Source organism: Clostridium mediterraneense, from assembly GCF_900091705.1.
Taxonomy (GTDB): Bacteria; Bacillota; Clostridia; order Clostridiales; family Clostridiaceae; genus Sarcina; species Sarcina mediterraneense.
Genome location: NZ_LT594785.1, coordinates 1,539,901 through 1,556,795, shown reverse-complemented (window position 1 = coordinate 1,556,795; position 16,895 = coordinate 1,539,901). Strand labels below are relative to the sequence as shown.

15 protein-coding genes are annotated in these 16,895 nt (G+C 27.0%); 13 read left to right on the top strand and 2 right to left on the bottom strand.

Annotated elements, in window-relative coordinates:
- Nucleotides 1-51: 51 nt before the first annotated feature.
- Complete coding sequence (locus tag BN8917_RS09540; protein WP_084748570.1) at nucleotides 52-792, top strand: lysophospholipid acyltransferase family protein; 741 nt, start codon at nucleotides 52-54, stop codon at nucleotides 790-792.
- Between the two features lie 346 nt (nucleotides 793-1,138).
- The gene (locus tag BN8917_RS09535) at nucleotides 1,139-2,881 is read left to right on the top strand and encodes a phosphoenolpyruvate carboxykinase (RefSeq protein ID WP_066873829.1); all 1,743 of its coding nucleotides are present in this window, start codon (nucleotides 1,139-1,141) and stop codon (nucleotides 2,879-2,881) included.
- Nucleotides 2,882-2,991: 110 nt separating this feature from the next.
- On the opposite strand, the gene BN8917_RS09530 is transcribed toward BN8917_RS09535, so the two are convergent.
- Nucleotides 2,992-3,441, bottom strand: a complete 450-nt coding sequence (locus BN8917_RS09530; protein ID WP_096030736.1) for an Lrp/AsnC ligand binding domain-containing protein — start codon at nucleotides 3,439-3,441, stop codon at nucleotides 2,992-2,994.
- Nucleotides 3,442-3,692: 251 nt separating this feature from the next.
- Between BN8917_RS09530 and BN8917_RS09525 the strand changes: the two genes are divergently transcribed.
- On the top strand, nucleotides 3,693-4,037 hold the full coding sequence (locus tag BN8917_RS09525; RefSeq protein WP_235829995.1) for a hypothetical protein: 345 nt from the start codon (nucleotides 3,693-3,695) through the stop codon (nucleotides 4,035-4,037).
- Nucleotides 4,038-4,153: 116 nt separating this feature from the next.
- The gene (locus BN8917_RS09520; RefSeq protein WP_066873823.1) at nucleotides 4,154-4,954 is read left to right on the top strand and encodes a RelA/SpoT domain-containing protein; all 801 of its coding nucleotides are present in this window, start codon (nucleotides 4,154-4,156) and stop codon (nucleotides 4,952-4,954) included.
- A 26-nt stretch (nucleotides 4,955-4,980) separates the two neighbouring features.
- Here BN8917_RS09520 and BN8917_RS09515 read toward each other — a convergent pair whose 3' ends face one another.
- Nucleotides 4,981-5,997 (bottom strand): CehA/McbA family metallohydrolase, encoded by a 1,017-nt coding sequence (locus BN8917_RS09515; RefSeq protein WP_066873821.1) that lies wholly within the window; start codon nucleotides 5,995-5,997, stop codon nucleotides 4,981-4,983.
- A 205-nt stretch (nucleotides 5,998-6,202) separates the two neighbouring features.
- Between BN8917_RS09515 and BN8917_RS09510 the strand changes: the two genes are divergently transcribed.
- From BN8917_RS09510 to purF, 9 genes are all read left to right on the top strand, one after another.
- Complete coding sequence (locus BN8917_RS09510) at nucleotides 6,203-7,042, top strand: CvfB family protein (protein WP_066873819.1); 840 nt, start codon at nucleotides 6,203-6,205, stop codon at nucleotides 7,040-7,042.
- Nucleotides 7,043-7,174: 132 nt separating this feature from the next.
- Nucleotides 7,175-7,600 carry a YaaR family protein gene (locus BN8917_RS09505; protein WP_066873817.1) on the top strand — a complete coding sequence of 142 codons (426 nt, stop codon included), beginning with the start codon at nucleotides 7,175-7,177 and terminating at the stop codon, nucleotides 7,598-7,600.
- A 139-nt stretch (nucleotides 7,601-7,739) separates the two neighbouring features.
- Nucleotides 7,740-8,153 (top strand): NfeD family protein, encoded by a 414-nt coding sequence (locus BN8917_RS09500; protein ID WP_066873816.1) that lies wholly within the window; start codon nucleotides 7,740-7,742, stop codon nucleotides 8,151-8,153.
- Nucleotides 8,154-8,171: 18 nt separating this feature from the next.
- Nucleotides 8,172-9,116, top strand: a complete 945-nt coding sequence (locus tag BN8917_RS09495) for an SPFH domain-containing protein (RefSeq protein ID WP_066873814.1) — start codon at nucleotides 8,172-8,174, stop codon at nucleotides 9,114-9,116.
- 162 nt (nucleotides 9,117-9,278) lie between these two features.
- A complete protein-coding gene (locus BN8917_RS09490) occupies nucleotides 9,279-10,325 on the top strand; it encodes an alanine racemase (protein WP_066873812.1) in 1,047 nt (348 codons plus the stop codon).
- Between the two features lie 147 nt (nucleotides 10,326-10,472).
- Entirely contained in the window at nucleotides 10,473-14,204 is a 3,732-nt protein-coding gene (locus tag BN8917_RS09485) for a phosphoribosylformylglycinamidine synthase (RefSeq protein WP_066873810.1), read from the top strand.
- 46 nt (nucleotides 14,205-14,250) lie between these two features.
- Nucleotides 14,251-14,730, top strand: coding sequence for a 5-(carboxyamino)imidazole ribonucleotide mutase (gene purE / locus BN8917_RS09480; RefSeq protein WP_066873808.1), 480 nt, complete (start codon nucleotides 14,251-14,253; stop codon nucleotides 14,728-14,730).
- Entirely contained in the window at nucleotides 14,730-15,437 is a 708-nt protein-coding gene (purC, locus tag BN8917_RS09475; protein WP_066873806.1) for a phosphoribosylaminoimidazolesuccinocarboxamide synthase, read from the top strand. Before purE ends, purC begins: the two co-directional genes overlap by 1 nt.
- 33 nt (nucleotides 15,438-15,470) lie before the next feature.
- Nucleotides 15,471-16,883 carry an amidophosphoribosyltransferase gene (gene purF, locus BN8917_RS09470; protein WP_066873804.1) on the top strand — a complete coding sequence of 471 codons (1,413 nt, stop codon included), beginning with the start codon at nucleotides 15,471-15,473 and terminating at the stop codon, nucleotides 16,881-16,883.
- Nucleotides 16,884-16,895: the final 12 nt, after the last annotated feature.

The following is a 16,895-nucleotide window of genomic DNA, read 5'->3' as shown; positions in this document are numbered from 1 at the left end:
AAGGCTTTGATAAAGTATAATATATGTAAATTGAAGAATTAGGAGATAATTATGGATAGGATGTACAAAAAGATTAAATACATAATGCTTATGATCATGTATGGTATTTATATGGTTAGATGGTATATAGAAGCTTTATTCATTCCTATAATAAAGAAAAGGGGAGATGAAGCTCTAGAAGAGTTTAAATATAATTCAATTTTAAAGTGGGCTAGATTTACTTTTAAGATAATAGAAGCAGATTTAAGGTATGAAGGAATAGAAAATATACCAGATGAAGCTTGTTTATTTGTAGGAAATCATCAAAGTATGTTAGATATACCAGCACTTTTGCTAGGAGCTAATAGAGTAGTAGGTTTTGTAGCTAAAAAAGAACTATTAAGTGTTCCTATAATAGGTAAGTGGATAAAAATATGCAATAGTGTTGCTTTAGATAGAGAAGATCCCAGAGATGCTGTTAGAGTTGTTAAAGAAGCGGTTGAAATATTAAAGAGTGGTAAATCAATGGCCATATATCCAGAGGGGACAAGAGCAAAAGATGGTAATATTCAAGAATTTAAAGCTGGAAGTTTAAAGTTAGCAATAAGAGCAAAAGTTCCAATAGTTCCTGTAACAATAGATGGTAGCTATAAAGCTTTTGAGCTTAATAGTAAGTTTGAAAAAGCAACTATAAAAGTTAAATATGGAAAACCAATTTATACAGATAATTTAACTAAAGAAGAACAAAAAGAATTATCTAAATTTATTCATGATCAAATAAAAGATAATTTAGATAAAATGAGAAGTGAATAGGTATATTAAGTTTAAAAAAAGACATTTTGTTTTAAAATGTCTTTTTTTTATTAGATTTTTTATAATAAATTTAATTATATATTTCTTTTATAAGAAAGTAATTAAAAAGACATACAATTAAAATAAAAATATAATAAACCATTAATTGGATGATGAAATATTTGTGGTTTTAAAATATCAAAATTTATAAAAAAATGTTGTTTTATATAAAAATAACTTATTTTTTTTTAGTAAAATGAAAAAAAAGATTTGAAGAATTGCAATATAGTGATATAATATATTTAACAAAGAAGAATGAAAATAAAAAATAATATAAAAATGTTTGTGAATTTAGAGGGGGGTTATTATGAGAAAAGAATTTTCACTAAGTAATGAAAAGGTAACAATAAATTTTACAGCGAAGTATTGTGATAGTTTTGAATCAATTATGGATAGCAAGGGGTTTGTAAGAATAGTAGAATCTTATTTAACTAAGGCTAAAGCTAAAAAAAGTAACAACTTTAGATTTTTAATAAAGTCGTTTGATACAGATGATATTAAATTAATTAGAAAATCTCTTATAGATGCATTTAAGCTTTTATCAATGATGAAAACTAAAGAGGTTATAGCATTTAATTCAAAGTTTGAAACTCTTTTAGAGAGAGAAGAAAATCTCTTATCAGTTATAGAAGATATATATTCATATTGGAGAAAGCTTGAAAGATATACTATTATTCATAATAATAGAATTAAGTCAGGAATAGCTGCAGTTAGCTTTACAGAAGCAAATGAGGAATTTTCAAGATTAATTTTAAGATTTTATAGAAGAGTTACAAAAAATCTTTTAAATGAAACTCAAAATGTTTTTAGACAAGTTCCAGCAGGAGGAAATGCTTGCTTATTACTTAATAATATTTTATGGCCAGTACCATCAGGATATGAAGTATTAGAATATATAAGTTTTATAGATTCTATAGCACTTCAAAGCCCATTTATAACATATCCTAAGAAAAATACTAGAGATGGTATGTTTACTGAAACATTTGAAAATCCAATTAAAACAATGAGCATAAATAAATCTCACTGGTTCTGTTATCCTATTAAAGTTGGGGAATTATTAGCATATATTTATTTCCATAGAGATTTTATGTCACATGGAATAACTTTATGTAATTTATTTGAAACAGCAAAGCCAGCTGATTATAAAGGGAAAAAGCCAGATATTATTTATGTATATGGTGATAAATACGGAGATGAAGTAAGAACTGAATTCTATGATGATAAGAAAAATGATATAATGGTTGGATATATAAATTATAGTGATGAAGTAGATTATTTCGGATATATGAAGAAAATGATTTTAACACTACACAATCTTATAATGATTAAAAGAGGTAATTTACCAATACATGGAGCTATGGTTAATATACATCTTAAATCAGGAAAAGAAGCGAATGTTATCATAATGGGGGATAGTGGAGCAGGTAAATCAGAAAGCTTAGAAGCATTTAGAACTTTAAGTGAAGAATATATAAGTGATATGACTATAATCTTTGATGATATGGGAACTATAAAATTAGAAAATGGCGGGATATATGGTTATGGAACAGAAATAGGTGCTTTTGTAAGATTAGATGATTTAGATCCGGGATATGCATTTAAAGAAATGGATAGAAGTATATTTATGAATCCTGATAAAACAAATGCTAGACTTGTTATGCCAGTTGCAAGATATAATGAAATAATGAAAGGATATAAGGTAGATTTATTCTTATATGCTAACAATTATACAGAAGTTAAAGAGGGCTTAAAGTCAATTAAATATTTTGATAATATAGAAGAAGCTGTAACTACATTTAGAAAAGGTGCAAGAGTTGCAAAAGGAACAACAACAGAAAAAGGTCTTGTTGAATCTTATTTTGCAAATCCATTTGGACCAGCTCAAAAGAGTGAAGAATGTGATATTTTATTAGAAAAATATTTTAAGGGAATGTTTAATCTTGGGGTAAAAGTAGGAGAAATTAATACTTGTTTAGCTATAGAAGGTATGGAAAAAGAAGGGCCAAGAAAAGCAGCTTTAGAATTATTTGATGTAATAAAAGGCTTATAATAGAGAAAAAAGCATCTTGTTTTAATAAACAAGATGCTTTTTTATTTTATAGGATAAGAAAGAGAGATATTTTAAATATCTCTCTTTTTAGTGTTATATTTTAGTTAAAATTAAAGTTGTATATTTCTATCAACTGGTTGTGATAAGGATATAAATGTATCTGTTCTACTTATACCATCTATTATATTTACTTTATTTAATAGTATGTCTTGTAAATCTGAAATACTTTTACATACTAATTTTGCGAATATAGTATAAGCTCCAGTTATTAAGTGAAGTTCTACTATCTCCTTTATTGATGATAATTTATCAAAGATTTCATTGTAAGATGATGTACAATCAACGTAGATGCCTACAAAACAAGTTACATCATAACCTAATTTTGAAAGATTTAATAATATTCTAGTTCCCTTTATTATGCCTAAATCCTCCATTTTCTTCATTCTAACATGAATAGTACCACCAGAAACATGGCATATTCTTGCTATCTCAAGATATGGAGTTCTGCAATCTTTAATCAGTATATCTAAAATTTGTAAATCTAATTCGTCTAAATGCATTGAGTTTGATAAAGACACAAAACCACCTCGTATTTATAATATTTTTCTCGCTGTTACTATTCTATCAAATTTTTTGTCATTTTTAAAGTAAAATTTACAGAAAGCAAAAAAAAATCTATAAATTTGATAAAATACATAAAAAATTTCCTTTTAATTACATAAAAATATGTTGATAAATTTTTATCTTGAAAATAATTATATTTTAATCTAATATTATATTTATAAGTTTATATTGTATAGGAGGGGAAATTTTGTTAAACATATTGTACACTGTCTTAATGACAGTTGGACTTGCTATTTTAATATTTGTTGGTTATTCATTATTAAGTAGATATGTATTTAGTAAAGTAGCTGTTAATAAGTGGATATTACTAGCTATTGCTGTAATAATTTTTATCATTTCATTTATTATCCCAGGTACAGGTTCAACTATAGAGATAACTAAAGTATTAATAACAGGAATTGCTGCTATTTTCTTATTCTGGTTCTTAGACGTTAGTAGAAGTGGAAATCCAAGAATAAAGAAAGCTCAAAAGAAGATAGTTATAAAACCTAAGGCAAAACCTAATAGAGTTAAGAATAAAACTGAAAAATAAATTAAAGTAGTTTCTAATTTTTTTAGAAGCTACTTTTTATTATATCTTATACAATTATTTTTTAAAATATATTTTAATGCTATAATATATATGAATTTAGATTGTAGGAGAGATTTATGAAAGAGTATTTTAACATAGAAAAATTTTTAGATAAGTATCCTAATTTAGAAAAAAATATTCAAGATGATAACATAGATATCTATAAATTAGAACAAATCTATATGGATTATATAAAATATAAAAGTTCTTATGAAACACAAGCAGATTTTATAGCTAATATCTTAAGATATAATTCTGAAGTCCATAGTGTTAAATCAAGAATTAAGGATAATTATGGCCTTATTGAGAAGATAATTAGAAAGACTAAAGATAGAAGAGAAAAATATGGACAAAATTTTGAATTTACAGTAGATAATTATAAAAATGAGATTAATGATTTAATAGGAATAAGGGTAATACATATATTTAAGGATCAATGGGAAGAGATTCATAAGTTCATAAAAAAAACTTGGAAAGTCATTGAAATAACTGCTAATGTTAGGGATGGAGATAATACAAAAAGATTCGAAGAGTTAGATATAGAAGTAAGATCAAGACAATCAGGATATAGATCAGTTCATTATTTAGTAGAATTTTATCCTACAAATCAAAGAGTTATAGCTGAGATACAGGTTAGAACTATATTTGAGGAAGGATATGGTGAAATAGACCATAGACTTAGATATTCACATGATGAAATACCAGAGATATTAAAATCTAATCTACTACTTTTTAATAGAATAATAGGAAGTGCTGATGAAATGGCATCTCTTATAAATAATCTAAATAAAGAGTGGTTAGATAATGAGAAAATGTATAAAAAGATAATTGAAGAGAAGGATAAAGAGATTAATGAATTAAAGGCTAAACTCAGATGAGTTTAGCCTTTATATATTTATAATACTTAAGCAGAATCAAAATTTATAAATATAGGAGAGCTTATAGCTTCACGTTTATCAGATAAAATAACTTTTATAACATACCAAGTTTCATCTTCATTAGCTTTTTGTTGATATATAAATTTAACATTATGAAGATCTATATTGGCAATTTCTTTAACTAGTTTTTTAGTATTACTTATTATATGAATTTTAGAGATTTTTCTATGGGAATCTTCTGCATTTATAAAAAATTTTAATTCATCATTTGGATTGCATGATATAGTAGAGCCCATAAAACTTGAATTAATAGTGAAATAAAGTTTTAAACTTTTAGATTCTGTTGAAAAAGAATGATGGTTTCTTAATGCGTAAATAATATTATCTCTAGTAAGTGCGTTGCAGATAACACAAGTTAAATTTTCTTCTTTTCCTATATTTATTTTATTATCATCTTGTCCATTTATTGCACTAAGCTTCCAACCTCTATCTAAAAGATTGTAATAAATTTTATCATATTTATTATATTTTTTATTATAAGTCCCATTAGCTAATTCAATACTTGTTATACATGAATTAAAGAATGAATTATATTCTAGGTTTTCTATAGATTTAGTTGGATGGTTTAGAGAAATTAATGTATGTGAATCTTTTAATGTCCATATAACTAATGCAGTTATATTGTCCACATCACCTATAAAATAATTTTTAGGATTTATTATATTAAAATGACCAAAGGAAGTACTATTAACTTCAAAGCCTGGAATAGCTAAAAAATTATTGCTTCGTTTATTAAATTTATGAATTAGCTTAATTAAATGTTGCCAGTTTGAATTTTTGCTGTTAAATGATTTTGAAAGTTGATTATTATGCTCTGTAAGGATTATAAAATCTAAGTCATTTTTATAAGCCATCTCTAAATAATCCATTGGAGAAGCTTCGTTACTAGATAAATTTGTATGGGAATGTGGTATTCCATAAAAAAAAGATAATTTATTAATATCTACTTGATTAGTATTTAATACATATTTTTTTTTGCTCAAAAAATCACCTGCTTTAAATAATAATGCGATTTTTAAATATATACACTAGCTTTACATTTATAGCAAATAAGGGTAATATTATTAAGAAACTTATGTGAGCATTAAATTCAAAAGTATTTTAGTTAAAGAATATATTTTAATTTTATTCAATATAGTTTAAGCTTATAACTAGAATATATTTTGTTTGTAATATAGGAGGAAAAAGATGATTAAAATAGGAGACTATAATAAATTTAAAATTGCGAGAAAGGCTGATTTTGGATATTATTTAGATGTAGAGGGTAAAAGAACTTCAGATGATATACTTTTACCAAATGGTAGTACAGTAGATGAAGGATTAGAAATTGGTGATGAGGTAGAAGTATTTGTATATAGAGATTCATGGGATAGAATTATAGCTACTCAAAAGAAGCCTTTTGCTGTTGTGGGTGATTTAGCTGTTTTAGAAGTAAAAACTGTTAATGACATAGGTGCATTTGTTGATTTTGGATTAGAAAGAGATATATTAGTACCACATAAAGAACAACTTTATAAGATGGAAGAAGGAAAATCTTATTTAGTATACATATACATAGATAAAACAGGAAGATTAGCTGCAACTACTGATGTTGATAGATATCTTGATTATATGGAAGAACCAGAGCTTTGGACTGAGGTTACAGGAATAGTTTATGGATATCAAACAAATGGTTCACTTAGTGTTGCTGTAGATAAGCTTTATAAAGCAGCTGTATTAACAAAGGAATATTTTACAGATATTAAGCCAGGAGATGTTATTAAAGGTAAAATTAATAAAATCTATGAAGATGGAATGGTTTCTTTAACTCTTAGAGAGAAGAAATTAGATGAAAAATCAAAATTAGAAGAAAGTATTTTAGACTATTTAAAAAAGAACAATGGAGAAATGAACTTTAATGATAAAAGTGCTTCAGAAGATATAAGAAAACAATTTAATTGTTCTAAAAATTATTTTAAAATGGCACTTGGTGGTTTAATGAAAAAGGGATTAATAGAACAAAATAAAGAGGGAACTAGATTAAAATAATTAATAATATTATAAGGAGTTATCTAAAAGGATAACTCCTTTAATTTTTATAGAAATTTAAATATTAATTAACGTATTTTTATTATCAATAAATTTTAATTAGATATATAATAGAGTAAAAGGAGGAGAATTATGGAAATTAGGAATAGAAATATACCAAGTATTATAAGTAATAAAAATGAAAATAAAACTTTAATAAAGAAAGATTTCTCTCAAAGTTTTAATCATGCTAATGATAAAAAATCTAGTGAAGAACTTAAAAAGATGATGAATAGTATTAAATCAAAAGGTAATAGACTTATTATTACTAAATCATATGCAGATGTTAAAGCATATAAAAAAATGATAAAAGAATATTTAGAAAATGTTTTAGAACATATGTATAAAGTTAAAAAAGATATTAGTTTTTGGCAAACTCAATATTTTATAACTGTTGAGATGGTAGATAGTAAACTTGAGCAGCTTACACAAGAATTACTTAATCAGGAAAAGGAAACTCTTAATATAGCTGCAACAGTTGATGAGATACAAGGTATGATAGTAGATATATATAAATAAAAAATAGTACTTATTTTAAGTTGAAATTTATTTTTATAAAAATGTACTTAAATTTATATGAGAAAATATACATATATTAAATATATAATTTTGGAACTGTATAGAGTAGATGGTGAATAAAATGGAATGAGGTGATTAAATGGAGTGGTTATGGTTAGCAGTTATAGTACTAGCAATTATGATAGATCTTGTTACTTCAGATTTCTTATTTTCAGGATTTTCAATAGGAGCTTTAGTAGCTTTAATATTAGCGATGATAAACACTAGTGTAATAAGTCAAATAATTATTTTTGGTTTAGTTGGAGTTATGTTTATATTTTTGATATATCCTATTATAAGAAAGCATTTAGATATGAACAAAGTAGAAACTAAAACTAGGGAAGAATCTTATATAGGAAAAGAAATTATCTTAGAAGAAGATATTGCTAAGGAAGGTAAATTAAAATTAGATGGAGTATATTGGACATTTAAGAGTGAAGAAAGGATTAAAAAAGGTGAAAAGGTAAAGATAATTTCAATAGAAGGAAATAAAATTATAATAAAAAGAATTTAAGAAATAAGGGGGACAATTATGGTATCTATTATAGTAATTTCTGTTTTAGTTATTTTAGTATTAATTATTTTAGCTTCTAGTATTAAGATTGTTAATACTGGACATGTTTATATTTTAGAAAGGTTTGGGCAATTTAATAAAATATTACAACCAGGGTGGCATATGGTTATACCTTTTGTTGATTTTGTTAGAAAGAAAATTTCTACAAAACAACAGATTTTAGATATACAACCACAGACTGTTATTACAAAGGATAATGTAAATATACAAATTGATAATGTAATATTCTATAAGGTTTTAAATGCTAAAGATGCAGTTTATAATATAGAAGATTATAAGTCAGGAATAGTTTATTCTACAATTACTAATATGAGAAATATAGTTGGTAATATGAGTTTAGATGAAGTATTATCAGGTAGAGATACAATAAACCTAGAGCTATTAAAAATAATAGATGAAATTACAGATGCTTATGGTATAAAGATACTTTCAGTTGAAATAAAAAATATTATGCCACCAAGAGAAATACAAGATGCTATGGAAAAGCAAATGAAAGCTGAAAGAGATAAAAGAGCTCTTGTTCTTCAAGCAGAGGGGATGAAACAAAGTGAGATTGCTAAGGCTGAGGGGGAAAAACAATCTAAGATTTTAAGAGCTGAGGCTGAAAAGGAAGCAAATATAAGAAGAGCTGAAGGTTTAAGGGAATCTCAATTATTAGAAGCAGAGGGTAAGGCTAAGGCGATAGCGGCTATATCACAAGCAGAGGCGAAGGCTATAGAAATAGTAAACCAATCTATAATTAAATCTGGAACAAATGAAACTGTAATAGCTTTAAAACAAGTAGAAGCTCTTAAAGAAATGGCTAATAATCCAGCGAATAAGTTAATTTTACCAAATGAAACTTTATCATCTTTAGGAAGTATTTCTGCTATTGCTGAAATTTTAAAAGGAAATAATAAATAATTAAATAAAATATAGATTTTATAGGCTGTCTTTTAATTAAGACAACCTATTTTTATTATATTAAATATGTTAACTATTTTTGAACGATGAATTTATTTTTCTTATATGTTATAATACGATTAAAAAACATTAAAGAAGATTCGGTTTGAAAGGAAATAGACAATGAAATTTTGGTGTGAGGTTTATTTAAATAAATTAGAGAATAACATAAAAGTAATAAAATCTCTTACCTCTGGTAAAAAAATTATAGGTGTTGTTAAAGGTGATGCCTATGGATTGGGAATAGAAGGAATAAGTAAAGCCATAGAGGATAAAGTAGATATAATAGCAGTTGCTGATATTGAAGAGGCAAATAAAGTAACAAATGATAAAGATGTTTTAATTTTATCACCGTTATGTCAAGAAGACTGCTTTAAAAATAATAGAAAAAATTTAATATTATCTATAGACAATAAAGAAATATTAAATTCAGTTTCAAAATATGATAAATATAGAGTACATATATATGTAGATACAGGCATGAATAGAATGGGAATAAAGCCAAATGAATTAGATGGATTTGTAAAGCTTATAAAGGAAAATTATCCTAATATAAAAATAGAAGGAATTTATACTCATTTACATAAAGCAGCAGATGAAGCATATACATTAAAACAAATAGAATTGTTTAGATCAACAGTAGAAAAATATAAAAATGAAATAGAATATATACATTGTTTAGCATCTAGTGGAATAATAAATGATAAATTAAATTCAGCAGCTAATTTTACTACAGCTGTTAGAGCTGGTAATTTACTATATGGATATATAGGAGCTGGAAAAGGAATTAAGAAAATATTTGATTATTATGCAAAAGCAGTATCAGTATGTGAGGTAAAGGTTGGAGAAACTGTTGGATATGGAGCAAATTATAAGGCTAATAAAGATATGACAGTTGGAATATTACCAGTAGGAAATGTTCAAGGTCTTGGAGTTACAAGAGAAATACATAAAAACATTGTATATGATGTTGTTAGAGCATTTGTAAGATCATTTAAAGAAAGACCTATCGTCTTTAAGGATGGGAATCCTGTTAGCGTATTAGGAAAACCTAATATGAATGTTACAATAATAGATTTTACATCATTCGACAAAGATGATAAGTTTAAGTTAGAAATGTCACCAATTATATCAAATAGTTATGTTGAAAAGGTATATATAAGAGAATAATTTATAGCTTATAATTCGATTTACGAATTATAAGCTGTTTTTTTATATAAAATGTTTGACTTTTTAACCTTTAAATGGTAATCTATATTCATAATACGAATAATAAGTTCTGGTTCTTTTATAAAGTTCGTTATGTGGAGGGTTTGTATGATAAGTGTGTTTTTTGTAGAAAAAAAGAGAGGGTTTGATATAGAAGCCCAAAATTTATTAGATGATTTTAGAAAAAATTTAGGAGTGGAAAGCTTAGAAAATGTAAGAGTTTTAAATAAATATACATTTAAGGGTAAAGACTTAAATGGAATAGAAGGGATTATTAGTGAGCCACCTATTGATAAGATTTATAAAGAAAAGTTTGTTATCTCAGATAAAGAAATAGCTTTTGGTGTAGAATATTTACCAGGTCAATACGATCAAAGAGCTGATGCTGCTAGTGAATGTTTTGCTATATTAAATGAAGGTAGAAGAATTGAAACTAAGACTTCTAAAATCATTATATTAAGGGGTAACTTAAACAAAGAAGAAATAAATAGCATAAAAAATTATTATATAAATTTTGTTGATTCTAAGGAAGTTGCCCCTTTAAGTAAAGAATTTGATTTAAAATATTCAATTCCAGAGAAGGTAGAAATTTTAGAAGGCTTTATGGATTATGATTTAGAGAATCTAAAAGATTTTCATAAAAGAAATTCTTTAGCTATGAGTTTAGATGACCTAAAGCTTGTAAGAGATTATTTTAAATCAGAGGAAAGAAATCCTACAATAACAGAGATAAAAGTAATAGATACTTATTGGTCAGATCATTGTAGACATACTACTTTCCAAACTTCAATAGAAAATATTGAAATAGAAGAAGGAGTATATACAAAAGAATTAGTTAAAACTTTAAAAAGATATAAGGAAAGCAGAAAGTTTGTTTATGAAGATAAAGAGCGTGATATAACACTTATGGATATAGCAGTTATATCTATGAAGGAAATGAGAAAAAGAGGAATCTTAGATGATTTAGATGTATCTGAAGAGATAAATGCTTGCTCAATAAATGTAAAAATAGAAACAGGTAATGGATTTGAAGATTATTTAGTTATGTTTAAAAATGAAACACATAATCATCCAACGGAGATAGAACCTTTTGGAGGAGCTGCAACATGTTTAGGGGGAGCAATAAGAGATCCTCTTTCAGGTAGAACATATGTATATCAAGCTATGAGAATAACAGGAAGTGCAGATCCAACAGTTCCTATATCAGATACTATAGAAGGTAAATTACCACAAAGAACTATAACACTTGGGGCAGCACATGGATATAGTTCGTATGGAAATCAAATTGGACTTGCAACAGGTGAAGTTAGAGAAATATACCATAGTGGATATATGGCAAAAAGAATGGAAGTAGGAGCAGTTATAGGAGCAGCTCCAAAAGAAAATGTAATTAGAGAAACACCAATTGTAGGAGATGTAATTATACTTCTTGGTGGAAAAACTGGTAGAGACGGTTGTGGAGGAGCAACAGGATCATCTAAAGAGCATAATACTGAATCTATAGAATTATGTGGGGCAGAAGTGCAAAAAGGTAATGCTCCAACAGAAAGAAAGATCCAAAGATTATTTAGAAATAAAGAAGTTACAACTCTTATAAAAAGATGTAATGATTTTGGGGCAGGTGGAGTGTCAGTTGCTATTGGAGAACTTTGTGATTCCTTAGATATAAACTTAGATTTAATTCCTAAAAAGTATGCAGGCCTTGATGGAACAGAACTTGCTATATCAGAATCACAAGAAAGAATGGCTGTTGTTGTTAGAGAAAAAGACATAGAAAAATTTAAAGAGTTAGCTGAAAAAGAGAATTTAGAAGCTACTGTTGTTGCTAAGGTTACAGATACAGGATATATGAGTATGAGCTGGAATGGAGAAACAATAGTTAAGTTAAAAAGAGAATTTTTAAATACTAATGGAGCTAAACAAGTTACACAGGTTAAAGTTGTAGAACCTAAAGAAGAGGAAAATTATTTTAAAAAGAAAAATATTAAAAACATAAGAAAAGAAGTAATAAATACTATAAAAGATATAAATGTTAGTTTACAAAAGGGGTTAGTAGAAAGATTCGATGGAACTATAGGAACAGGATCAATATTAATGCCGCTTGGTGGAAAGTATCAACTTACTCCAGCAGAAGGTATGGCTTGTAAAATACCAGTTTTAGATGGATATAGTAAAGACTGTACTCTTATGTCATCAGGCTTTAATCCATATTTATCAACATGGAGTCCATTTCATGGAGCTTACTACAGCATTATAGAATCTGTAACAAAGATAGTAAGTATGGGTGGAGACTTTAATAAAGTTAGATTAACACTACAAGAATATTTTGAAAAGCTTGGAACAGATAAAGAAAGATGGGGAAAACCATTTGCAGCACTTTTAGGAGCTTTTAGAGCCCAAATAGATTTAAATCTTCCAGCTGTAGGTGGAAAGGATTCAATGTCAGGAAGTTTTGGTGAAATAGATGTTCCTCCAACACTTGTTTCATTTGCTGTAGCGGTTGAAAAAAATAAAAATGTTGTTTCTTCAGAATTAAAAGAAAGAAATTCAAAGCTTATTTATTTAAAAACTAATAGAAATGATGAAGAGTTATTAAATATAGAAGAATTTAAAAAGAATATGAATATGATCTATAAATTAAATAAACAAAATATGATTCTATCAATGAATTCAGTTAAATTTGCTGGTATTTGTGAAGCTATAATAAAAATGGCTATTGGAAATAAGATAGGATTTAAATTAAATAATAGTTTAGAAGTTAATGAATTATTTGAATCAAACTATGGATCAGTAATTTTAGAAGTTAGAAATGATTTTGATACATCTATGTTAGATGGACTTAATTATAAAGTTATAGGTGAGACAACAGATGAAAATATCATAAAAATATTTGAAGAAAAATTTGAGATAGATGAGCTTATAGAGTCATTAGAAGAAAAACTACGTAGTGTTTTCAGAGTAAAAACAGAAGATGTAAATCTTGATGTTAAAAATATTGAATTTAGAGATAATAGAGTTAAAAAAGCTAGTTATAAAGTTGAAAAGCCAAGAGTTATAATACCTACATTCCCAGGAACTAACTGTGAGTATGATAGTAAGAAGGCATTTGAAAGAGCTGGAGCTGAGGTCAAGGAATTAATTTTTAGAAATATGACGAAAGAAGCTTTAGAAGAATCAATAGATGAATTAGAAAAAGAAATAAGAAAATCTCAAATAATAATGATTCCAGGTGGATTTTCAGCAGGAGATGAACCAGATGGTTCAGCTAAATTTATAGCTACTGTATTTAGAAATGAAAAAATAAAGAATGCTGTAACTGATTTATTAGAAAATAGAGAAGGGCTTATTTTAGGGATTTGTAATGGCTTCCAAGCACTTATTAAATTAGGACTTGTACCTTATGGAAAGATTATAGATATTAATGAGGAAATGCCAACTTTAACTTATAACAATATAGGAAGACATATGAGTTCTATAATAAATACAAGAATAAGCTCAAATTTATCACCATGGTTTGCAAATGTAAATACTGGAAATATACATCAAATACCTATATCACATGGTGAAGGAAGATTTGTAGCTTCAAAAGAAGTATTAGAAACAATGATAAAAAATGGACAAGTAGCAACTCAATATGTTGATTTAGAAGGTAAGGCCACAATGAATATGCCATTTAATCCAAATGGTTCAATTTTAGCGATAGAAGGAATAACAAGTGTAGATGGAAGAGTTCTTGGAAAAATGGGACATTCAGAAAGAATAGGTGAAGATTTATATAAAAATATTCCAGGAAAATTTGATCAGAAGATCTTTGAAGCTGGTGTTAATTATTTTAAGTAGATTTTAATTTTAATATAAAAAATAAGAGAATTTAAGGAGGGTATTTATGAAGGTTGCAATATTTTTCGGAAGTAAATCAGATACAGAAATTATGAAGGGTGCAGCTAATGCATTAAAGGAGTTTGAAATAGAGTATAAAGCTTTTATCTTATCAGCTCATAGAGTTCCTGAAAAATTAGTTGAAACTATAAAGGATATAGAAGGACAAGGGTGTGAAGTAATTATTGCTGGAGCAGGACTTGCAGCACATCTTCCAGGGGTTATAGCTTCACAAACAACTTTACCTGTAATAGGAGTACCTATAAATGGAGCTATAAATGGATTAGATTCTTTATATTCTATAGTTCAAATGCCTAAGTCTATACCAGTTGCTACAGTTGGTATAAATAATAGTTATAATGCTGGAATGTTAGCTATTCAAATGCTTTCAATAAAATACGAAGATATAAAAGAAAGACTTAATTTATATAGAAAAGAAATGAAAGAAAAATTTATAAAAGATAATGGTGAAGGGATAGAATTATAATGGAAAAAAGAGAGTTATTATATGAAGGAAAAGCAAAGAAGATATATAGAACAGATAGTGAAGATAAGGTAGTTATATATTATAAAGATGATGCAACAGCGTTTAATGGAGAAAAGAAAGCTGAAATAGGAAATAAAGGTGTTCTTAATAATTCTATAACAACAGTAATTTTTGATATGTTAAAAGAAAATGGTGTAAAAACACACTTTATAGAAAAATTAAATGATAGAGAGCAATTATGCGAAAAGGTAGAGATTATTCCATTAGAAGTTATAGTTAGAAATGTTGCGGCTGGAAGTATGGCTAAAAGATTAGGTTTAAAAGAAGGATTTGAGTTAAAAACAACTGTATTTGAACTTTCATATAAAGACGATGAATTAGGAGATCCTTTAATAAATGATTATCATGCTGTAGGAATAGGAGCAACAACTTTTGAAGAACTTGATCAAATTTATAGTATGACAGCTAAGATAAATGAGCTTTTAAAGCAATTTTTTGTTGAAAAGAATGTAAAGTTAATAGATTTTAAAATTGAATTTGGAAGAACTAAGGATGGTAGAGTAGTTCTTGCAGATGAAATATCTCCTGACACATGCAGATTTTGGGATGCTACAACTAATGAAAAATTAGATAAAGATAGATTTAGAAGAGATTTAGGTGATATACAAGGAGCTTATACAGAAATTTTAAATAGAATTAGTAAGTAGTAGTTAATTTTTTATAAAAGGGGATGTTAATTTATGTATGATACTATAAATGATAAGTTACAAGATGAATGTGGGGTATTTGGAATTTTTTCTAAAAATAAAGATATAGATGTTGCTAGTTATGCTTATTATGCGTTATATGCGCTTCAGCATAGAGGACAAGAAAGTGCAGGAATTGCAACTTCAAATGGAGAAGAAATAAGTATTCAAAAAGGACTTGGACTTTTAACAGATACTTTTAAAGAGGGGGACTTAAGTAAATTAGAAGGTTATATAGCTGTTGGTCATGTAAAATATTCATCTGAAAAAGAACCTACAATTGAAAGTGCTCAACCACTTGTAAGTTCAACAAAATTAGGGACTATATCTATAGCTAATAATGGTAGCTTAGTTAATGCAGGTGTTATAAGAGAGTTATTAGAAGATTCAGGATATGTATTCCATACAAATAGTGATACAGAAATTTTAATGAGTCTTATAGCAAGAAGTGCAAAAAAAGGTATAGTAAAAGCTATTTATAGTACAGTACAAGCAGTTAGAGGATCATTTGCATTAGTAATATCAACTAAAGATAAATTAATAGGTGTAAGAGATCCACATGGAATTAGACCTCTTTGTATAGGAAAGATTAATGATAATTATATAATTTGCTCAGAAAGTTGTGCATTAGATGCAATTGGAGCAGAATTTATTAGAGATGTAAGAGCTGGAGAAATGGTTGTAATATCTGAAAATGGGTTAGAAAGTATAACATATTCTGAAAAAACTAAATGTGAAACATGTGCTTTTGAATATATTTATTTTGCTAGACCAGATAGTACTATAGATGGAGTAAATGTTCATAAAGCTAGAGTTAATGCTGGAGCAATGCTTTATAAGCAGAATCCTATTGATGCAGATGTTGTAATAGGTGTACCAGATTCAGGTGTATCTTCAGCAGTAGGATATTCAAAAGCTTCAGGAATACCTTATGATATTGGATTTGTTAAAAATAAATATGTTGGTAGAACATTTATTGCTCCAAAACAAGAAATGAGAGAAAAAGCTGTATCAGTTAAGTTAAATCCTTTAAAGCCAAATGTAGAAGGAAAGAGAGTAATTCTTATAGATGATTCTATTGTAAGAGGAACAACATCTAAACATTTAGTTGAATCTTTAAGAAAAGCTGGAGCTACAGAAGTTCACTTTAGAGTTGCTTCTCCAGTAGTTAAATATCCTTGTTATTTTGGAATAGATACACCATATAGAAAAGATCTTATTGGAGCTAATAATTCATTAGAAGAAATAAGAGATATGATAGGAGTAGATTCACTAGAATATTTAAGTATAGAGAATTTATTAGAAAGTTTAGGGGGATCTGAGGAAAGAGGATTCTGTTTAGGATGTTTAAGCGGAGTTTATCCAGTATCAACACCTATAGAATATGAAGAAGAATGTATATATTAGTAGAAAAAGAGG